This is a genomic window from Flavobacterium sp. 90, from assembly GCF_004339525.1.
Classification (GTDB): domain Bacteria; phylum Bacteroidota; class Bacteroidia; order Flavobacteriales; family Flavobacteriaceae; genus Flavobacterium.
Genome location: NZ_SMGE01000001.1, coordinates 4516322 through 4540595 on the forward strand (window position 1 = coordinate 4516322; position 24274 = coordinate 4540595).

Consider the following 24274-nt stretch of genomic DNA (forward strand, 5'->3'; position numbering starts at 1 on the left):
CAATAGCATTAATAATAAAAAATAAAATTTAGAATGAATTTATTTAAAGGAACAATAATTACAATACTTTTTTTCTTATCACTAAATGCAAATTCGCAATCAATCAGATCTATATCAGGTAGAGTTGTTAATTCAAAAAATGAACCGGCTTTTGGAAATGTAGTAGCACTTTCTGTAACTGATTCTACTGTTATTAAAGGGAGTAGTTTCTTAGATGGAAAATTAGTACTAACGGACATAAACAGGAAAGATGTAATTATTAAACTAACTTCAATAGAGTTTGCTGATACTTTTATAAATGTGAAATATCAGGATAAAGCAAATATTGAATTGGGAAACATCAAGGTAAAAGAAAATCATCTTGAGCTTAATGAGGTTAAGGTAAGTTCAAAAGTTTCTTTAGTTCGACAAAAAGCAGATGGGACACTGGAAGTTAAAGTGGCCAATACGATGCTTGCTGCCAGTAACTCTCTGAGTGAAATATTAAGCAAATCGCCAAGTCTGGTTGTAGATGCAAATGGGATTTCCGTTTTTGGCAGAGGCCAGGCCGTACTTTATTTAAATGGCGTAAAAATTACCAGTGAGCAGTTTGCTGCTATACCAGTTTCTCAAATAGATAAAATAGAAATTATATCCAACCCTTCTGCCAAATACGATGCGGAGGGAAATGCTGTTGTAAATATTAGGACGAAAAGAAATGTAGAAGCAGGTTATAAAGGCTTTGTAAATCAAAATGTTAGTTATTCAGACTTTGCCGGATTCAACACTTTTACGAGCTCTAACTTAAATTATAAAACGGGTAAACTTTCTCTTTTAGGGAACTATTCTCTTCAGTTGGGCAAGGATCGGGAAATATTAAAGACGACAAGAAATAGAGATGCTCAGGCAGATTTTTTAAACTCTGATTTAAAAACAGATTGGAAGAGGAACTTAAACAACTATTCTAATTATGGAGTAGGAATGCAATATGACATCAATGACAAAAACTACATTTCAGCAGAATATAGCGGCTATCTTGAAAAATTAGGAGGGAACCAGGAAAGTGTCAACAAGATCACAAATAATTCAGGTACAGGGTTATATACGAGTGATATTAAAAAGGATAATTCAACTTATTACAATTCGTTATCAGTAAATTATAATTCAGTTCTGGACACAATAGGATCCTCACTTTTTATTGGTACGCAATCTTCTGGTTATAAATATGATATTAACGATCTGATATTTGCAAAAAGTGAAGGAAACAATGCTTCTTCAGAGGTTCTTAAAAATTTAATAGATCATAAAATATTCATTTCCAGTACTCAAATAGATTATACAAAAGTATTGAGTAGCGGAAGTATATGGGAAACAGGTGCTAAAATTAGTTATGTGGATAACAAATCTGTTTTAGATTTTTATAGTTCTCCTGATGGGCAGCAATTTACCAAGGAAGATTCTCTTTCAAGTGACTTCAAATATATAGAAAATATTTCGGCAGCTTATTTGAATTACAGGGGTAAGTTTAATGACAGATTTTCTTATTCAATAGGAGCAAGGGCAGAATTAACGGATTTTTCATTAACAGTAGCGTCTGATCAAGGACAACAGGTAATAAAAGACAACTATTTGGACGTGTTCCCAAATGCTTCGTTAAATATAAAATTATCAGATAAAATCAGTTTAAATACTTCGTACTCGTCAAGAATAAATAGAGTATCCTACAGATTACTTAATCCTAATGTCATATACCAGGATCAATTTACTTCTATACAGGGTAATCCGGATCTGGTTCCTGAAAAATCTCAGTCTTTAGAAATGAGTACGAATTATAATAGTTATAGTTTTAAAATAGGTTACGACTATACTACCAATCCAATCGATGCAGCTGCATTAAGAGGCAGCGATCCTAACAGCTATGTTTTAAAAGGAATTAATTTAAAAGAAAGACATAATTACTTTTTAAACATTTCAAAAAGTATTTCCAACAAATGGTTAACTTCTACAAACAATGTAAGTGTTCGTTATACTAATTTAATCGACGATCAGTATAATTTTCAAGTAATGTCTCCAAGACCACAAATCTACTTGTATAGCAATAACACAATTAATGTTAAGAATTTATTTAATATTGAGGTTTTGGCCTGGTATCTGGGCGAAAAATATTATGGATTATATTATGATAAAAGCAGATACAATGTAACTATTGGTTTAGAAAAAAGCTTTTTTGATAAGTCATTAAGATGTCGATTAATTGCCAATGATATATTTCATTCTATCATAGCTTCCGGTGATTATAATGTAGGTGAAACTCAGATATATTATAACCGAGAGTACAATACCAGTTATGTTAGAGTTGCCTTGTCTTACAACTTTGGAAAACTTAAAAAAATAACGTACAAAAATACATCAACAGGAGAATCTGAAAATGATAGAGGGAGATAAAAAAGTTATTTGCTTTAAATAATTATCGAAATAGATACGGTAATTGAAAGAGCAGGATTTAGATGATAATCGCCAATGCATAAAATTCTCATTCCAAAAAAATCTGGTAATAAGAATAGTAAAAAAAACAGTTATTTAACGCTTTAAAAAACAATCACATGCAATTATTCTTACTTCATTTTGCCGGAGGAAATTGTTATTCCTATGATTTTTTGAAAAGAAAGATAAAGGATAAAAAGGTCAGTGTATATGCTTTAGAACTTCCGGGCAGGGGAAAAAGACATAATGAAAATCTTGTATTAAATAAAAAAGAAGCGATACAGGATTACGTGGCGCAAATAAAAAAATTAAGAAATAAGGAACCTTATATCATTTACGGGCATAGTATGGGAGCCACATTAGGATTCTCAGTTGTCAAAGAAATGGAACAGCAAAATGATGCTCCATTACAATTAGTGGTCTCAGGAAACGCCGGACCGGGACTAAAAGTATTTGATAAAGATGATTCTGAAATAAAAAAATATAGGTACGAATTACCGGATGCGGAATTTAAAGATGTGCTTAGAGAGTTGGGCGGTATTCCTGAGGAAGTACTGGAACACAAAGAATTGTATGATTTCTTTGGACCAATTATCAGAGCAGATTTTCAAGTTCTGGAAACAGGCGGATTTATAGAGCAAAATATTAAAATAGATTGTCCAATACATGCCATAATGGGCGAGAGCGAAAAAAGAGTTCATCTCATCGACAATTGGAAAAATTATACCACAGCAAACTTTAAAAGTCTAACGTTACCGGGAAATCATTTTTTTATACACGAGTATCCCGAAGAAATAGCGAGCATACTATTAAAATATGCGAATAACGAGCAGTTAACAATTTAATAATTAAGATTAAAACAAATTTAAAGATGTTAAAATTAAAACCTAAAGAAATATTTTATCTACTACTGTATGCGATTCCAAATACAGTTTTAAGCTTTGGTATAGTCTATATTATTAATAATATATTGGCGGGAAAAGAGAGTTTCCTGAAAGATTACATGGGAATAGTTTTTGTTTCCATAATAGTGTACAGCTATTTATTGAATGTTATTTTTCAAAAAAGACTGAATAAATTTTCTTTTAAGCTGCTTTATGACAATGAAAAACATATTTTTTCGCAGATTTTAAAAGCGCCGTTGCAAAGACTTGAAAAACTGGGTTCTCAGCGTTTTTTCACCGCGGTAGAAGATTTGCGTACTTTTTCTTTTTTGCCTTATACCGTAACGCACACCGTAAATTCGTTATTAATGCTCGTGTTGTGTTTGGTTTATATGTTCACACTTTCAACGCTTTCTGCCTTAATTGTGATTGCACTTATTGTTCTGGTTGCAGGATGTTATTTTTTAGTCATGAACTCCATGTCAAAACAAGTAGCTCAATTAAGAGGATATAATGAGAATTATTACAAATATGTAGACGATGTAATGAAAGGCTTTAAGGAATTGAAACTAAGTTTTTTTAGAAGAGAAAGCCTTATGAATAATTTTCTGATTCCAAATAGAAATCAATCTATGGACTTGGATTTTAAAATTAATTACATCTTTTTATCAATCAATTTAATAAGCCAATATGGATTGTATTTTGTTGTAGCCGTAATTCTTTTTATTCTTCCGGAAATGGGATTACTTTCAAGAGCAGATGTGATCTCTTATGTGGTGATTATATTGTTTATATCCGGTCCAATCAATAACATCATCAACTTGCAGCAAATGTATACCAGATTTATGGTGGCAAATGCAAGAATAAAAAAGTTTATTAAGGATTTTGAAATTGTCGATGATACCTATAATTCCAAGTCTGGGGAAAATCATGACTTTCAATCGTTAAGTTTTAAAGACATAACATTTTCGTATCACAATGAAAATGAAGAAACGGCTTCGTTTACTTCAGGTCCAATAAATTTTGAGATAAAACAAGGAGAGATCATTTTTATAGTAGGAGGTAACGGATCCGGTAAAAGTACTTTTATAAATTTACTTACAGGTTTATACAAGCCAACCGGCGGAAGTATGATAATGAATGGCGTTGAAAAAATCGATGTTACTGAAATAACACAAAGCTTAATTTCGGCGGTATTTACAGATAATCACCTCTTCTCTCACAATTATGATGATTACAAACTTGAAAATAATGCAGAATATATTGAGTTGCTAAAAACAATGCAATTAAATGGCGTTGTTGAAAATGACAAAGAAGAATCTGCCCGAAGAAGATTCTCTAAAGGTCAAAGTAAACGTATGTCGCTAATTTTTGCCTTGTTGGAAAATAAACCAGTTTTGGTACTTGACGAATGGGCTGCAGATCAGGATCCTCATTTTAGAAAATACTTCTACGAACAATTATTGCCAAAACTTAAAGGCGAAGGAAAAACAATTATAGCAGTGACACATGATGATGCTTATTTTCATCTTGCAGATAGAATTGTAAAATTTGATTATGGAAATATTGTCAGAGATTTAAAAACAACTACAAAAGAAGAACTAAGTGAAAACCTTTGGGTTTAACGCTTTTTGTCTAAATGCCTGAGCCGATAAGGCATTTTTATAATCTTCGAATCAATGAAGAATATAGGAAATCTTAGTCTTAATAATTGTTTTAATAATAAAAAAATGAAACTCACACTTCCACAGCAAGATGTTTATTTTGAGCAACTGATGTATCCTGAAGATCCTATTTATAACATAGGTGCAAAAATAATTATCGAAGGATCTATAGTTTACGAAGTATTAAATAAGGCTTATATAGCCCTCATAAATCAGCATGATTCTTATAGAAGTATTCTGAATCAATTGGATCAGGAGGTAAGAATAGAAACTATTGAAGAGCATATTACGGCATTGGAATTTGTTGATTTCTCATCAGAAAAAAATGCGGATGAAGAGGCAAATAAATTCATGCAGAGCACATTTGAAATTCCTTTTCAATTAAATGAAAAAAAAATACTGCATAAATTTATTCTTGTAAAAGTAAATGAGCAACTTCATTATTTATTCTCTGTATATCATCATATTATAACCGATGGATGGGGAACTTCATTGATGTTTCAAAGATTGGTGAAGAACTATAATGAACTTTCAAGTTTCGGGAAAGTAGTCACAGAATATCCTTTTACGTATAATGATTTTATAAAAGACGATAGTGCGTATGCAATATCCAACGATTATGAAGAGGATAAGTTATATTGGAAAGAAAAATTTGAGAGACTTCCTGAAAGATTATTTGAAAAAATTGACCAAAACAGCAAACCAAATCAAAGTAAAAGAAGAGAAATAATAATCAAACGCGCTGTTTATAACCAACTAGAACAAGTTGGTAAAGATTTGGGCGCGACAACATTTCATGTAATTTTAGGTGTTTTGTATCTTTATTTTGGAAGAAAACATCAAAATAAAGATTTTGCAATAGGGCTTCCGGTATTAAACAGAGGCAAATCGATATTCAAAAAAACAGTCGGATTATTCATGGGCGTTTCACCATTGCGAATTCAATTTGATTTTGAGGATAATTTCGAAGATCTGGTAAAAAATATCAAGCAACAATTGCGACAAGATTATCGCCATCAGCGATTTCCATTGGGAAAACTGATTAAAGAGTTGGAATTATTTCAGGAAAAAGACAGACTTTTTAATATCACTTTATCATATGAAAAACAAAATTATGCAGATCATTTTGTCAATTCAGAGACACGAGTAGTTCCATTATCACATCAATCGGAGCGTGTTGCTTTGGCAATTTACATTCGGGAATTTGATGAGTCGGAAGATGTTAAAATTGACTTTGATTATAATATCAATTATTTTAGTGAATCTGATAGTTTCAAAATGGCAACTCATTTTGAAACCTTACTTGCTGCTGTAATTGATAGCCCTGGAGAGTTACTTTCAAAATATCAATATCTTACCCAATCAGAAAGACAGGAAATAGTAGAGAACTTCAATAAAACGGAATTTAGTTATCCTTGTGAAGCTACTTTGATAACACTTTTTAGTGAACAGGTAATCAAAAATCCGCATAGAATTGCATTAGTAGATGAGTACAAAGCGTATACTTATAGTGAGTTAGATTTGCTGTCAAACAAAATAGCCGCTTATTTACAGAAAAGAAATAGAGCGCAAGATTCTGCTCCAATTGCAGTTTTAATGGATCGTTCGGCTAATCTTGTAGTTACTTTATTAGGGATATTAAAGTCCGGTAGTGCTTATATTCCGTTAGATCCTTCTTTTCCAAGAGAACGTTTAGAATATATTATTGAGCACAGTGGCGTACAACAAATTATAGCAACTCAAAGTCTAAAACACAATCTGAATCTAAAAGACAGAATAATAGATATTGAGGTTATTGTAAAGGAAGAAATTAATTTAGAACAAAGAGAACCAGCAAAAATATCGGCTTTAGCCACTGCTTATATCATCTATACATCCGGATCTACAGGAAAACCTAAAGGTGTAGCAATAAGTCACCAATCATTACTGAATTTTTTAATTAGTATACAGCATCAACCTAAAGTCGAAGAACAGGATTATTTGTTTTCGGTAACAACACAATCGTTTGATATTTCGATACTTGAGTTTTTTGCGCCATTGATTTCGGGAGCTAAATTATATATTGCAAGTCAGGAACTTTTAGCAGATCCTTTGGCGATTGTTACAAAGTTAAAGGAACTGGAACCAAGTATAATTCAGGCAACGCCTAGTTTTTTTCAAATGCTTTATAATGCAGGATGGAAAGGAAATAAAGCACTTAAAATTTTATGCGGAGGCGATTTGCTAAGTGAAACATTAGCCGAAAAGTTACTGGAAACTAATGCGGAATTATGGAATATGTACGGTCCAACAGAAACTACAATTTGGTCCAGCTGTAAAAAAATAACGCAGGCAAAAGAAGCTTCAAATATTGGTAAACCTATTTACAACACTCAATTGTACATTCTCGATGATTGTATGCAATTGCTGCCTGTTGGTAGTGTTGGAACTATTTATATTGGCGGCGATGGATTAGCGCAAGGATATTTTAAAAACGAAGCGTTAACCAACGAAAAATTCATTCAAAATGCATTCAACAAAAAAGAGAGAATGTATAATACCGGTGATTTAGGAAAATGGAATGAAAATGGCGAAATAGAATTTCTGGGACGTAACGATAATCAGGTAAAAATAAGAGGATATCGTATTGAACTTGGAGAAATCGAAACGAAGTTAAACCAAATCGGAAATATTAAAGAAGCTATAGTAATTGCTCAGCAAAGTGCTGGACAGGAAGCTGTATTAATTGCTTATGTAATTGCGCAACCCGATACGTTTAATGCTCTTGCAATCATCAATACATTGAGAGAAGAATTACCGGAATATATGATTCCTCATGCACTGTTTTCTTTAGATGAATTTCCGTTAACACCCAATAAAAAGGTAGACAGAAAGGCGCTTTCACAAACTAAAATAGCAACTGAAAAAGTACTGGTTTCTTATGAAAAACCAACTACAGAAATCGAGATTAAGATTTGTAACTTTTATCAGGAAGTATTAGGAATAAAAGCAGAAATTGGTATTACGGATAATTTTTTTCAGCTTGGTGGACACTCTTTAAATGCTGTAAAATTAATAAACAGTATAGATGAAAAATTGCATTACAGAATAACCTTAAAAGATATTTTTGACTATCCTACCGTACAAAAATTAGCGAGGTATCTTGAGAAAAAAGAAACTATACAATCGAATGCTATTATACCAATTGCAGAGCGTTTGTATTATGAAATTACTTTTTCTCAATATAACATCTGGCTGGCATCGCAACTAAAAGAAAAATCGATATCCTACAATATGTCGGCAGTGTTCAAAATACAAGGTCAAATCAAAAAAAAGGTGTTGGATCAGGTATTTTTTGAATTGCAAAAAAAGCATGAAATAGTAAGAACAAATTTTGTTGAAATAGAAGGTATTCCTCATCAAAAAATTTCTTCGGAGATAACAGCGCTATCAATTGAGGAATTCTTTTATGAAGAAAAAGAAAGGATAAAATCTATAGAAGATTACGTAAATAAAGCATTTGATTTAGAAAATGAAACGCTTCTAAAAGTGGCGTTATTTCATGAGAAAAATGGAGATTCTTATTTGGTATTTTGCACGCATCATATCATTATGGACGGCTGGTCATTAGAAATTTTAGTAAATGAGTTTGTAAACAAATACAAGCAAATCGAGGACGAGGAAAGTTTACAGGATCACAAATTGATGTTTCAATTCAAGGATTATGTTGCGTGGCATCAAGAGCAGTTGAAAAACAGTAATGAGGCGAATTTAAAATTCTGGAAAAAATACCTGGATGGATATTCCTGGAAAAACAATATCCCTTTTGATAGGGAAGACTTTGAAGATAAAAATATAGGATCTGATCATGATTTTGTATTTGACTCCATTAAATTTTCGGAATTAAATGAATTTGTACAACAGCAAAACATTTCTCTTCACACATTTTTGGTAGGGACGTTTAGCATGCTTATGTACAAAATGTATGGAGAAGAAGATTTTTGTATCGGAACCATTAATTCCGGCAGAACCCACTCTGAACTTCATAATCAACTTGGAATGTTTGCGAAAACTTTGCCTCTAAGAAATCGTATAAATTCAGAAAATAGTCTTAGCGAAATATTACAGGAAACGCATAGTAATCTCTTAATGATCGATGAACACCAGGATCTTCCTGAAAGCGTACAGAACAAATTAAGATTAGATGTATTGTTGGTATTGCAGAATCCTTCTTTTAGTTACGCAAATATTGCTATCAATGAAAATCTGCATTTGCAAATAGCACCACTGAGTTCTTCTTATAGCAGACTTCCATTGTTAATCAACTTTGTGGTAAACGAAGGAAATGTATCAGGCACAATAAGTTATAATGCTACAAAGTATGAAACGGCAACAATTGAGATAATTAAACTGAAATATGAAAAATTACTTCGGGAAATTGTAGAAAACGCAAACAAATCTTTAGAATCAATAGACATAAAATTAGCTATTGAAAAAGAGCGAACGATAGATATAGGTTTCAATTTTTAAACTCGAATAAATAGAAAAAAATAATAAAAACATTATGAAATTAATAAAAACAATAAGTACTATTTCTTTTTTATTTGCAATCCTCATTGGGAATTTACAAGCACAAAATGTGACTTTTGAAAAAAGTAAAGCTTTTATATCTCAATTCGAAAAAGCTGATCCCAAAAAAATTACTTGGGGATATCTTACCGTTCCTGAAACATGGGGGGCAAATGACGGTAAAACAATAAAAATTGCAGTAACGGTATTAAAAAAGAATTCAGCTTCAAAAGATTCGAACGCAATAGTTTTTATACAAGGTGGTCCGGGTGCAAGTGGTATTGATAATATATGGTTGTGGTCAAGACATCCTCTTCGCGAAAATAATGATATTGTATTATTTGATGTTCGCGGAACAGGATATTCTCAACCAAGGTTAGATCAGGGACTAGGAAAGAAGTTTTTAGAAATTCTGGCAAAGAACCAATCGGAAGAAGAAGATGAAAAGCAAAAAACTAATGCTGCAATGTCCTGCAAGCAAGATCTTATCAATAGAGGAATCAACCTTGATGCTTATAATAGTCAGGCTGTTGCCAATGATCTTCATGCATTAAAGGCAGCTTTAAAATACAAAAACTGGAATGTATACGGGGTTTCATACGGAACATATATGGCACAAGTATATGCAAATAATTTTGCAGGCGATGTGAAATCATTATTATTAGATTCTCCAGTCTATGATATTTCGACTTATTATGTAGAGAATACTTCGAATTATATGAACAGTTTACAGAAGGTATTTAAAATTTGTAAAGACGACAAGACATACGATAAGCAATATCCTAATTTAGAAAAAATCTACTATGAAGTAATTGCCGATTTAGAGAAAAATCCCCTTACAGTGGCTGTAGATAAAACATTAATACCTTCAGGTACATTTACTTATAATGCAGAAGATTTTAAAGTGGCGGTTCAACAAGCCTTATACAATAAAAAATTGGTAGAAGTTATTCCGTTGTTAATTTATCAGTTTCATGAAAGAAAAGGAGAATCTTTAGGAAATCTGGTCAGTGCTTTCTCGGCTTTATTGTCTATGGATTACGGCGTTTATTATTGTGTGAGTTGTAATGAGACGCTTCCAAACAATGATTTTTTAAAATATGAACAAAATGCAGCACAATTCAAGGGATTAAACGGAGGGATTTCATTCTACAAATCTGATTTTAAAGTTTGTGATGCATGGAATAGTAATCGTACAATAGTAAAAAAAGATTCTAACCTTTCTAATCTTTCAGCTGCGACATATCCTGTTTTGGTTTTTTCAGGTGAATTTGACCCGATCACTCCGCTGGATAACGGAAAAAAAGTGGCACAAAGATTTGGTAAAGCCAATTATATTGAAGCTAAAACATATGGACACGTTCCAAGTTTTACAAAAATTGGATATCAGGTTGTAGAAAATTTCATCGATAATCCAAAACAGAAACCAGATCTTGATATATTTAATAAAGCCGATAAAGTGAAGCTTGTTACCGGAATCACGATTAACAAAGGAGTTGCTAAAACAGGTAAAAGTATTGGAGACCAAGATCCTATTTTTCTATTTCCTTTAGTTACCGCCTTACTATTAATGCTGGCATTTGTTTTTACGTACCTTATAAAGTTAATAAAAAAGAGATATACCACGATTCAGGATAAAATTGTAAGGATTGGGGCAACGATTACTTCTATTATTGGATTAGTACTTTTTGGGTGTTTGGTTATGGCAATTTTAAAAGTTTCAGAGCAAAACTATTTCATTCTGGCATTTGGTCTTCCGGAAACCTTCAACTATATATTTCTGATGGTGCTGGTATTTTTTACGTGCCTGATTTTAACCTTGGTGTATTATATCTTAACCATAAAAAAAACCGATGCGAGAAGTGTCGTTTTCTCCGTGATTTTTTCAAACATACTATTAGCAACCTATCTGTTTTATTGGGGAATCATATAACATACATCAATGAGCAGGTTTAATAGCCTGTCTTGTTTCAATTAGAAGAATATTAAACAAAAAACACTTTTTTATGATAAAAAATACGACTGAAGAATATACAATCCTTTCTGAAAAATTTTTAGAATTTGAAGGCAATAAAGATATCCCTGCAAGAATAAATACCAATCATGACTCTGTTCCTGATGTGTTTAAAAGTTATAAATATCCTGTAAGCGGATGGCCGGTGCTTATCAATAAACAAATGACGGAAGAGCTAAAAGAACTTTCTATAAAAATTCCCGGCTTATTAAAACAAATACCCACTTTGTATTTTAACGACGATATTAAAAAACTAGCAGAGTTTTATTTCGAAGGAGACGAAATGATGACAGAATTTGCGATGTTATGTCATAAGAAAGATCTTGAAATAGGCTGTAGATTAGATCTGACTTTTACCGAGGATGGATTTAAAGTTTTAGAAGCCAATATAGGATCTTCGATAGGAGGATGGCAAATACAAAGTTTTGAATCTCTGATAAGGAATAATCATCCTGAATTGGTCAATAAAGATAAAATTCTGGATTATAAGGGAAGGAATACATTACAGATCTATATGAAATTCCTTATCGAACAAATAATTAAGCAGCTTGGAAAACAGAACACCATTAACGTATTTATGGAAATGGGAGATATCGAAGATGAATCTGAAAAACAGGAAAGCCTCAATTTTTTTGATAGTCTGTTTAAGGAAGAACTTGCCAATTTTGGGCTAAAAGGAGGAACATATACCGGAGATATGAACTCATTGGTTCTCACAGATGGAAATTTATATTTGGGGGATAAAGTGATTCACAGTGTGATCGTTTTAGCAATGGATATGAATGTTACGCCTGCCATATTTAGAGCTTTTATGATGGACAGAATTTATCTTCCGGATCATCTTGGACTTAGAATGCTTGGTGATAAAAGAAACTTATCTATTTTATTGGAATTGGCTCAGAACGGAAAATTTTCACCGGACGAAAATGCATTAATACTTAAAAATATCCCGTGGACTTCGTTTATCGAAAATAAAAAAGTCATTTTCAAAGACTCAGAATATATTCTTCAGGAGTTATTAAAAACGGATAAAGATAAATTTGTGATAAAGGTTGCAAGAGGATTTCAGGGAAAAGATGTTTTTATAGGTAAATTTTCAACTGATAAAGAATGGGAAGAAGCATTGGAATTGGCATTGAAAAACAGTGCGTTTATTGCACAGGAATTTAGCGATTCATTAGATTTTTTAGCACCTAATACCGAGAATGAATGGACATTGCATAAACTTATCTGGGGGTCATTTGGTTTTGGTGATAGTTATGGAGGTGTTTGGGTAAGAATGTCCGAAGTGAAAACGGATGTTGGTGTGATTAATTCCGCGACTGGAGCCGTTGAAGCAATAGTTTTTGAGATTGTCAACTAATTTTATAGATAAAATACGGATACAAAAATGACTCAAATTTTATACTCTTATATCTGTGAAAGGAATCATAATTATCTTTTAACGAATTATCTGGATGGATTTTCAGATGATTTTCAAAAAAAGATATTGGCTTACAGGCGTTGGCAAGACAGTCAGTTATCCTTATTAGGAAGATTGCTTTTGCGCCATGGACTTCATCAAACGAGTAAGAATTTCGTAGAAGAAGATCTTAGTTATACGCTTTACCGTAAACCGTTTTTAAATAATACGAATACTAAATTTAATATATCACACTCAGGGGAAATTGTAGTTTGTGTTCTGTCCGATAGAAATGATGTTGGAATAGATATTGAAATAATCCAGGATATAAATATCGAAGGATTTGAGTCACAAATGACTAACAGGGAAAGGGAAAATCTCTCCCTAAATGAAGATTCCAGAAGTGCTTTTTTTGATTACTGGACACAAAAAGAAGCAGTTATCAAAGCAAATGGAAAAGGGCTTTCAATTCCTTTAAAATCTTTTGAAGTAATGAATAACTATGCTAAAATAGAGGATGATGATTTTTTTGTCAAAGAAATTTTTCTCGATGAAAAATACAAGTGTCATTTGGCTTTTAAAGATAAGATAGATGTGATGATTGTTGGTCCTGACAGAATTATGATTCATGAATTATAATTATTTCCCCAACGAGTACGGATATCCTGAAAGGTATGCCAAAAAGAAAAAGCCTTTAAACAGTTATGTTTAAAGGCTTTTTCTTTTAAAATTTCTTTTGATACTTCATCTCGAAGAATAAACTTAAACTAATATTTTTAAATATTCACATCTTAATTTAAGTGTGGAACAATATCATTCCGAACTCATATTTTGTCAATGTTTAATAATGGCAAAAATTGAAATAATAAGCAGCTTGAGCACCTTAACTTTTTATAGCAAAGTTGGACGAAACTCGAATATGTTAATTTGATAATTATATGCTTGAAAGAGAGAGTGAAGCGTCTGTTTTTTTTATCACAGGACTTCAAATTCTACTACCATATATTTTGGTTAATTATTTCAATTATTTTTTTTTCAATTTCTGGTTCAGAATCAGAGTGACCTCCTTCTACTATAAAAAGTTCACTTTTAACTAGCTTAGAATTTAATTCAATGGCAAATTTTAAAGGACAAATTGCATCTTGTTTTCCATGAATTATTTTGACAGGAATGTGAATTATTTTGTCTAAGTTTTTTAGGATATAATTTTCATCTAAGAAGCAATTATTAGTTAAATAATGTGCTTCCATTATTGATAAAGCTTCGTAAGGAATAATTTCTAAAATTGCTTCAACTTCTTTTTTTGATATTTTATTTTTAAAAATAGATATCTCGTAAAAAGCCCATTCATAAGAAAAATATTTTTTTTCTTCTTTAGTGCCGTTTATCATTTTTTCTAAATAATATTCTGCTATAGAAGCTTTAATTTCTGTAGGCACGTTATCTCTAAATCTTTTCCATATTTTTGGAAATCGTTTCTCTACTCCACCATTTAAGTAATGTTCAATTGATTCTTTATTTGCTAAAAATATAGCTCTCAGAAGTATTTTTTTAATTCTATTAGGGTTTTGAATTGCGTACACTAATCCAAGAGTGGTACCCCATGAACCACCAAAAAGAGTAATTTTATCTATTTCTAAATAATCAAGAAGTTTATTTATATCGTTTACTAAATCTTGTGTTGTGTTTTCAATGATTGAACCAAAAGGTATACTTTTAGATGCACCTCTTTGATCAAAGAATATAACTTTATGTTTATCAAAATTAAAAAAACGTTTATCTTCTTGTGAAAATCCAGCTCCTGGTCCACCATGAACAAATAATATTGCTTCTCCTTTTGGATTTCCAGATACTTCATAGTATATTTTATGATTTTGACTTACTTCTAAATAGTTCATTTTTATAATTTGATAGTATTAATAATATGTGCAATTCTGCAGTATAAAAGTTACACTTTTTTATGATTTTGAGTTATAAATTAGACTTTACTTTAGCGAATATAACAGTTATCATTAATATACTTTGATTTATAATTTTAAGTAGTCAAACTTAATGAATTGAAAAAGATACCATCTTTATAGCGGTTTTCAGAGATACTCCAACAATTAAGCTTTTTGATATGTGAGAAGATCAAAAAAGAGCACTTTTATGATTATTATATGTGTAGTTTTTTAATTCTTAAAATGGGAATTTGCATTTTAAGTATTCTGAAGTGCAAAATTGTCTTTTTTTATGAAAAAACTTATCACAAAACTTTTTGAATATGTTAAATTGGTGAATTTTCATTCAAAATTATCACAAAAGGATAGGAAAATGTGTTATATATTATTGAGATATGCTCTTGATAAATCATATGTATTTGATTTTTAATTGTTTAGTTTTTGTGTGCGAAAAATATTCTAAAATCCGCTTTTTCAGAATGAGGAAAACCGTAATTATTAGAATTTGCAATCCTCTAAATTCGCAATCGTTAATGTAAGAATTTAAGGGCACATGGATAAAAGTAAATTTGAGGATTTTAATTTAGTTTCAAAATATTGGAAAAGAAAAGTTTCTGGAAAAGAGAACGTTAATGTTGTAAAATGTGACCAGACAAATTTTCAATTTATAGAAGTTAATGAGATAGATCTTGAATATTTTAATACTCTTACTCAAAATAATTTAGTTGCCCAGTTTACTGTCCTGACCGCTGTTTTTTCTTTTTTATTAAAAAAAATTGTCGATGATTTTGACGGCATTATTGTATCGAATTATGCCAATCTGCCAGATCCTTTATTTTTATCCTTTTCTACAGATTTAAACATATCGTTTAAGGAGCATCTACAAAAGGTAAAGACGGAGATTTTAGAAACTTTACATTATTCTAATCTGACGAATGAGTCCTATTTTGCTGAAAATAGTATTGATTTAAATAGTTTATCCCATTATGCTATAACTGTTAATTCTCAGTGTAATACTAATTGCAATGGAATTTTGTTTAATGTAAAAACCCTTGAAAAAAGAGAAATAGAAATTCAGGTTTCTTACTTAGAAACTTTTATAAAAAAGCCTGTTGTTGAACTTATATTGAAGCATTTTGTTAGTGTTTTATGTGATTTAGAGACTTTTGTATCGAGTCAGTTAAATGATTATTTACTACTGGCTGAAATAGATAAGCAATATTTACTGAATGACTTCAATAATACAAAGTTAGACTACCCAAAAGATAAGACTATTGTAGATTTATTTGAGGAACAGGTTTTAAAAATGCCGCATAATATCGCGGTTATATTTGATAAAAGGTCGCTAACCTATAAAGAACTAAATGAACAATCGAATCAATTTGCTTTATATCTAAGAGAAAAATATGATATTCAGGCAGATGATATAATTGGAATAAAATTACATAAAAGTGATTTATTTATTCTTGCAATTTTAGGGGTTTTAAAGTCGGGAGGAGCTTATGTTCCTATTGATGTGAATTACCCACAAGAGAGGATATCTTATATTGAAGAGGATATTAAGAGCAAAGTAGTAATTGATGCTTTAGAATTGTCTCTATTTTTTGATGTTCTTGATAACTATTCAAAGGATAATGTAGAAAAGATAAACGGGTCAACAAATCTGGCGTACGTTATTTATACCTCTGGAACTACAGGTAATCCAAAAGGAGCAATGGTTGAGCATACCAGTAGTGTTAATATGTCTTTGGATCAGATCCGATCTTTTGAAATAATAGATAGAGATAAAATTGTTTGGTTTGCATCTGTTGCTTTTGATGCTTCTATATCCGAGATCATGATGGCTTTCTACAGCGGTGCAACGTTATGTATTCCTTCTGAAGAAACTATAAAAGATAAAAATCAGTTTGTTCGTTTTCTTAAAAAAACAAAATCTACTGTTGTAACTTTTCCTCCAAGTTATCTGGGATTGTTATCTGATAGTGATATTTCAGGATTGAGATGTATTATTACAGCAGGTGAACCAGCGAATGCGACTAAAGCAATTACAGTTATAGATGCGGGAATTGATTATTATAATGCATATGGACCTACAGAGTGTGCTGTTTGTGTATCAATTTATAAGGTGACTAAAAACGATTTTGAAAAGTTAAACATTCCTATTGGTAAGCCAATAGCCAATATCAAAATCTATATTTTAGACGATGCTTTACAACCTGTGCCAATTGGCGTTACGGGTAAATTATATGTATCAGGAGTTGGTGTTGCTCGAGGTTATTTAGGGAAGCCAGAGTTAACGAATGAAAAATTTATAGAAAATCCTTTTACAGAAGAGGAACGCATGTACGATACTGGTGATTTAGCATGTTGGTTACCCGAAGGAGATGTTGAGTTTTTAGGAAGGAAAGATCAGCAAGTAAAACTTAGAGGATATAGAATTGAGCTTGGTGAAATTGAAAATACAATTTTGCAGTATTCTGAAGATATCAAGCAAGTTGCTGTTGAAGTAAAAGAACATAATCAGGAGAAAGTATTGATTGTTTACTTGGTTTCAACAGGATATATTGATAAAACAGCATTGCGAAATTTTCTTCAAAATACATTACCTGATTATATGGTTCCGGGATTCTATATTTATTTGGAAAAACTGCCATTAACTCCAAATGGAAAAATAGATAGAAAATCTCTACCAGACATCTCGGAAGAAGATATTATTAGAAAAGAGTATAAAGCACCAAGTAGTCCAGTAGAAGAATGCATAGCTGTAATCTGGCAAGAAGTGCTAGGAATAGATAAAATAGGTGTAAATGAAAATTTCTTTGAGCTAGGAGGCCATAGTTTAATTATTTCTCAGGTAATAAACAGAATTCAGAAACAATTAGGGAAAACCGTATCATTCAAAACATTTTTTGCAAGTCCTACGATTGAAAGTATAGGTGTTTTACTTCAGGATAATTTATATAAACCAATACCAAAAGCTCTTGAAGCAGCATCTTATCCCTTAACAGCTTCTCAAAGTCGTTTATGGGTATTGAGTCAGTTAGAAGGCGGTTCTTTGGCCTACAATATGCCTGCGGCAGTAACGCTAAACGGAACTATTGATTTTAATAAATTTGAAGAATCATTTCAAATATTACTTCAACGTCATGAAATTTTAAGAACCTATTTTAAAATAAACGAAGAAGGTGAGGTTCGCCAGTTTATTGTTCCTGAAAATCAAGTAACATTTAAAATTGAACAAAAAGATTTTTCTTCAGTCGAAGGTCAAAAAGAGCAAATTGAAGTGTATCTGCAAGACAAAAATGCTAAACCTTTTGATTTGCAACAAGTATCGCTTTTAAGAGCTTCTTTGTTAAAAATGAAAGAAGATCAATTTGTATTTTTCTTATCTCTGCATCATATCATTGGAGACGGATGGTCTATAGAAATTCTAATATCAGAGGTTGTAAAAAACTATAATGCACTAATACAAGGAAAGGGAATTACTTTACCGGAGTTAAATATTCAGTATAAGGATTATGCGGTATGGCGTAATGAGGAAATACTACAGGAAAAACACAAAATTTCAGAGCAATATTGGTTAGCTCAATTTACAGGTGAATTACCAGTTTTGAACTTACCGAGTTTTAAAACACGCCCGTTAATTCAAACCTATAATGGAAATACTTTAAAGCATCGATTTTCAATTCAATTTTTAGAGAAATTAAAAGTTTTTTCAAAACAACAGGACGTTACTTTATTTATGACTTTAATGGCGGGTATAAATGCGCTGTTATATCGATATACAAGTCAGGATGATATTATAATTGGTACTCCAATTGCCGGAAGAGAACACCCAGATTTGGAAAACCAGATAGGACTTTACTTAAATACACTTGCTATACGAACACAGATTAAGGAAAGAAATAATTTTTTAGATCTAATTAAGACTCAAAAAGAAGTTTTGTTAGGTGCATACGATCATCAAAATTATCCTTTTGATGCGTTAGTCGGTAAACTAAATCTAAAAAGAGATACAAGTCGTTCTGCATTATTTGATGTTTTAGTAGTGTTGCAAAATCAGGAACAATTGCATAATCTTAATCATGAGGAACTTTTAAATCTTGAAATAAGTGATTATGAGTTTAGAAGTAAAACATCACAACTTGATGTAAGTTTTACGTTTGCAGAAAATGACGGATTAGATCTTACAATTGAATATAATACTGATATTTATGAGGAGTATCTAATAGAAAGGATGTTTCTTCATTTTGAAAACCTTCTTTCCGAATTATTAAAACAACCTGAAAGTTTAATTCAGGAAGTTGATTACCTAACAGAGAATGAAAAACAGCAATTATTAGTTGGTTTTAACAGTACGGAAGTAATTTATTCGAAGGAAAAAACGATAGTAGATTTATTTGAAGAGCAGGTAGCCAATACTCCTGATCGTGTTGCTGTTGTATTTGAAAATATTGAATTAAGCTATAAGGAGTTAAATGAAAAAGCAAATCAATTAGCACATTATTTAAGAGAAAACTATTTAATAAAACCCAATGATTTAATTGGAATTAAGTTAGATAGAAGCGAAATGATGATTGTGGCAATCTTAGGTATATTAAAATCCGGTGCTGCATATGTGCCTATTGATATTAATTATCCGGAAGAAAGAATAATCTATATAGAAAAAGACAGTAAAAGTATTGCTGTGCTTGATATTGAAGTATTAGATAATTTTAAAACAATACAAGATAATTATCTCAAAGAAAATATTGCGAGAATTAGCCAACCTCATGATTTAGCTTATGTAATCTATACTTCTGGTACTACGGGAAATCCTAAAGGTGTTATGGTAGAGCATCTTAGTGTAGTGAGTATTTGTGAAAACTGGAAAATGCATTATGGTTTAGACCAAATAAATGTCAATTTATTACAGCTTGCAAGTATATCATTTGATGTTTTTGTTGGAGATATCTGCCGATCTATATTAACGGGAGGTAAAATGATCATTTGTTCGAATGATGTTAAACTAAATCCGGAGCATTTATATGAATTAATGCAAAAACAAAAAATCTCAATTTTAGAAGGAACACCAAGTTTATTGTTACCATTAATGGAATATATAAACAGTGAAAATAAAGATTATAGTTTCTTTAAAATATTAATTTTTGGTTCGGATAGTTTTAATAATCAGGATTATAATGCATTAAAAGATAAGTTAGGTAACAAAATAAAAATAATTAATAGTTATGGTGTTACTGAAGCCACAATAGATTCAACTTATTATGATGACTATAAAAAAGATTTAAATGGGTTTACACCAATTGGTAAGGCATTTTCGAATACAAAAATAAGAATATTAGATGTTTATGATCATTTAGTTCCGGTTGGAGTTTATGGAGAAATATACATAGGAGGTGAGGGATTAGCCAGAGGATATTTCAATAATGATTCTTTGACAGCTGAAAAGTTTGTGGAAAATCCATTTAAAAATGATGAAAAGCTTTATAAAACAGGAGATTTAGGACGTTGGTTTGAAGATGGTAATATCGATTTTATTGGACGAAAAGATAATCAGGTCAAAATACGCGGCTATCGAATCGAATTAGGCGAGATTGAGAGTGCATTACAAAAAAAGGAGAACATTGAGTCAAATGTGGTCCTGACAAGAAATGATGCTTCTGGAGAGAAATGTTTGGTTGCATATATAGTGAGTAAAGAGAAATTAAAAACATCAGATTTAGTATTTCATTTACAAAATATTTTGCCCAACTATATGATACCGTCCTATTTTGTACAAATAGATTCTTTGCCCTTAACTCCAAACGGAAAAATAGATCGAAAATCATTGCCTGATCCTGAAGAATCAAGAGTTTTATCAGGTGCAGAATATATGGCTCCAAGAAATGATTTCGAGAAAAAATTGGTGGCAATTTGGCAAGAAGTTTTACAAGTAGAAAAAATTGGAATAAGAGATAATTTCTTTGAATTGGGAGGACACAGTTTAAAAGTTACAAAACTTTTAAGCTTTATAAACAAAGAGTTCGAGGTAAAAGTTAATTTCAAAGATCTCTTTTCTAATATGATCCTTGAAGATCAAGTACAAATAATCTTAGCAGAAAAAAAATCAATATTTAATAGTATAAAAAAGGTTGCGCAACAAGCTAGTTATTTAATGTCTTCTTCGCAGCGAAGATTGTGGCTTTTAAGTCAATTTGAAGGAGGAAATATAGCTTATAATATGCCAAGTATTTTTGAAATAAAAGGAAGCTTGGATATCTCCTTATTAGAAAAAGTATTTTTATCTGTTATTGAACGTCATGAATCCTTACGAACTGTTTTTAACGAAAATGAATTGGGTGAAATTAGGCAATTCATACTAAATGTGAATGAAATTAAATTTCAGCTGCAATTTGAAGACATCAGTAAAGAAGATTATTCATTAGATAAATTAAATGCGATTATTTATGACGAAACAGCTTATATTTTTGATTTAACATCAGATTCATTAATTAGAGCAAAATTGATAAAAACAACCAACGATACTTATGTATTTAGTTGTGTTATGCATCATATTATAAGCGACGGTTGGTCAATAGACATAATGATAAATGAGCTATTCATGTTATATGATTCTTATGCGTCTGGAAATAAATTAACGCTGCCGGAATTAAAATTGCAGTACAAGGATTATGCAAGCTGGCAGCAAGATCAATTAAAAAGTGACACATCAAGAGATCATAAAGACTATTGGCTCGATCAATTTAAAGGAGAACTTCCTGTTCTGGACTTGCCAACATATCAAACAAGACAAGCGATAAAAACATTTGCAGGAGATTCATTGAATAAGGTTTATGATAAAAATATTTCAAACCCTTTCAAAGATTTATGCCAGTCACAGGGCGCTACTTTATTTATGGGTTTACTAGCTGCTGTTAAGGTATTGCTTTATAGATATACAGATCAAAGTGATATTATAGTTGGAAGCCCAATAGCAGGAAGAGAAGATATTGATTTACAGAATCAAATTGGGTTTTATGTAAATACTTTGGCATTGCGAACACAATTTAATGCAAATGATAATTTTAAGGAATTATTGTCAAACATTAAAGACGTTACGGTTTCTGCTTACGAGCATCAAATTTATCCTTTTGATGAATTAGTAGATCATTTATCGTTGAAAAGAGATATGAGCCGCAATCCTTTATTTGATGTAATGGTTACGTTTCAAAATAGCGACAATCTTAAAGTCAATCTAAATCAACTAGGAAATGTTACGATTAAGGAATATGAAAATCAACAAAACGTTGTAAGTAAATTTGACCTTGAATTTATTTTTGAAGAAACAGTTAACGGTATCAATTTAATACTTGTTTACAATACGGATTTATATACAAAAGAGTTTGCAGAGAATATTATAAATCATCTTAAAATTCTACTGCAGGGTATTATCTCAGAACCAGAACTTGAAATAAGTTCATTAAATTTTCTATCAGATAAAGAACGAAATCAAGTATTAGTACAGTTTAATGATACAAAAGTCGATTTTCCAAAAAATAAAACGATAATTGATTTATTTAGAGAACAAGTATTAGAAGTACCAGAAAAAATTGCAGTAAGAGATAGCTCCAGAACGTTTTCTTATTCTGAACTGGATAAAGTCTCTAACCAAATTGCATCCTATCTTATTGCTGCTTATGGTGAAGAAGATAAATCGCCCATTGCAGTTTTAGCAGATCGCTCCGCTAATATGGTGGTACTTTTATTAGGTATATTAAAAAGTGGGAGAGCCTATATTCCGTTAGATCCTAATTTTCCAAAAGAACGATTAAGTTATATTGTTACGAGCAGCGAAACCAAAATTCTTATTAGTGAAAAAAACTATGAATTAGAGAATGTTGATGGTATAAGTATTCTTTCGCTTGAAAGTATTTTGGAAGAAATTAAGGAATTAAAAGAGAACTTAAATTTAAGAATTTCGCCTGACGATACAGCTTATATTATTTACACATCGGGTTCAACTGGAAATCCAAAAGGAGTTGAAATTGGGCATAAATCATTGCTTAATTTTCTAACAAGTATGCAGCAAAAGCCAGGAATTTATGGTGATGATATTTTGTTTTCTGTAACGACTTATTCTTTTGATATTTCAATTTTAGAATTTTTTACTCCTTTAATTTCCGGAGCGACAGTATATATTGCAAGTCACGATATTTTATCTGATTCTAATTTAGTTATTGAAAGTTTAAAAGAGTTACAACCAACTATAATTCAAGCTACGCCAAGTTTTTACCAAATGCTTTTTAATGCAGATTGGACAGGAAATAAAAGAATAAAAATCCTCTGCGGTGGAGACTTACTAAGCGAATCGTTAGCCGATAAATTAATTCAAAATAGTTTAGAAGTCTGGAACATGTACGGTCCTACAGAAACAACTATTTGGTCTAGTGTAAAAAGAATTGAATATTCTGCCGATGCATCAAACATTGGAAAACCAATAAGCAATACTCAGTTTTATATCGTGGATTCATTTTTTCAACCAAAATCTATTGGGACTATAGGAGCAATTTATATTGGAGGTGATGGATTGGCAAAAGGATACTATAAAAATGATTCATTAACCAATGAAAAATTTATTAAAAATCCATTTTCAGATACAGGACTTATATATGAAACAGGAGATGTTGGAAAGTGGAATACCAAAGGTGAAATAGAGTTTTTAGGAAGAAATGATAATCAGGTTAAAATTAGAGGATACAGAATAGAACTTGGAGATATTGAAAATGCATTATTAAAGATTCCTTCAGTAGATTCAGCGGTTGCCGTGGTGAAATTAGATAATAAGGGCAACAAACGATTAATAGCTTATCTGATAAGTGCTGACGAAATGGACATCTCTGCTATAAAATCAAAACTAAGGGAATTTTTGCCAGATTATATGATTCCCTCATTTTTTATACAGTTAGAAGAAATGCCTTTAACCCCAAATGGGAAAATCGATAGAAAGACATTAATAAGTCTAGATGAACTTGTTTTAAATTCTGGGTTAGAATATGTATCAGCAAGGAATGAAGTAGAAGAAAAACTAATCAAAATCTGGGAGGAAGTATTAGGAATTGAAAAAATAAGTATGAATGATAATTTTTTTGAATTAGGAGGGAATAGTTTGAGTGCCACGAAACTAATTAGTTTGATTCATAAAGTTTTTGAAGTAAGAATATCCCTCAATGATTTATTCAAAAATTTAATAGTAGAAGAACAGGCCATCTTAATTGATAATATTCGTAAGACATTTATTGTCAATGTAAGCGATGGCAAGGAAGATGTTGAGATTGAAAAATTTTCTATATGATTTGTTTTAAAAAATTAATCAAAAAACT

Annotated in this window: 9 protein-coding genes; 8 read left to right on the plus strand and 1 reads right to left on the minus strand. The window is 31.1% G+C overall.

Annotation, left to right across the window (positions count from 1 at the left end):
- Window positions 1-33 precede the first annotated feature (33 nt).
- The 7 genes from C8C83_RS18595 (at window position 34) to C8C83_RS18625 (ending at window position 13614) form a co-directional block, all read left to right on the plus strand.
- Window positions 34-2424 (plus strand): outer membrane beta-barrel family protein, encoded by a 2391-nt coding sequence (locus C8C83_RS18595; protein ID WP_121329875.1) that lies wholly within the window; start codon window positions 34-36, stop codon window positions 2422-2424.
- A gap of 158 nt (window positions 2425-2582) precedes the next feature.
- Window positions 2583-3308, plus strand: a complete 726-nt coding sequence (locus C8C83_RS18600; RefSeq protein ID WP_121329876.1) for an alpha/beta fold hydrolase — start codon at window positions 2583-2585, stop codon at window positions 3306-3308.
- A 26-nt stretch (window positions 3309-3334) separates the two neighbouring features.
- On the plus strand, window positions 3335-4972 hold the full coding sequence (locus C8C83_RS18605) for a cyclic peptide export ABC transporter (RefSeq protein WP_121329877.1): 1638 nt from the start codon (window positions 3335-3337) through the stop codon (window positions 4970-4972).
- A gap of 105 nt (window positions 4973-5077) precedes the next feature.
- Window positions 5078-9520 carry a non-ribosomal peptide synthetase gene (locus tag C8C83_RS18610; RefSeq protein WP_132011843.1) on the plus strand — a complete coding sequence of 1481 codons (4443 nt, stop codon included), beginning with the start codon at window positions 5078-5080 and terminating at the stop codon, window positions 9518-9520.
- A gap of 34 nt (window positions 9521-9554) precedes the next feature.
- Window positions 9555-11492, plus strand: a complete 1938-nt coding sequence (locus C8C83_RS18615; RefSeq protein ID WP_132011844.1) for an alpha/beta fold hydrolase — start codon at window positions 9555-9557, stop codon at window positions 11490-11492.
- Between the two features lie 73 nt (window positions 11493-11565).
- On the plus strand, window positions 11566-12936 hold the full coding sequence (locus C8C83_RS18620) for a hypothetical protein (RefSeq protein ID WP_132011845.1): 1371 nt from the start codon (window positions 11566-11568) through the stop codon (window positions 12934-12936).
- Window positions 12937-12963: 27 nt separating this feature from the next.
- Window positions 12964-13614 (plus strand): 4'-phosphopantetheinyl transferase superfamily protein, encoded by a 651-nt coding sequence (locus C8C83_RS18625; protein ID WP_121330098.1) that lies wholly within the window; start codon window positions 12964-12966, stop codon window positions 13612-13614.
- Between the two features lie 356 nt (window positions 13615-13970).
- Here the strand turns inward: C8C83_RS18625 and pip are convergent, their stop codons facing one another.
- Window positions 13971-14873 (minus strand): prolyl aminopeptidase, encoded by a 903-nt coding sequence (gene pip / locus C8C83_RS18630; protein WP_121330099.1) that lies wholly within the window; start codon window positions 14871-14873, stop codon window positions 13971-13973.
- A gap of 595 nt (window positions 14874-15468) precedes the next feature.
- Between pip and C8C83_RS18635 the strand changes: the two genes are divergently transcribed.
- Entirely contained in the window at window positions 15469-24246 is an 8778-nt protein-coding gene (locus C8C83_RS18635) for a non-ribosomal peptide synthetase (RefSeq protein ID WP_121330100.1), read from the plus strand.
- Window positions 24247-24274 lie beyond the last annotated feature (28 nt).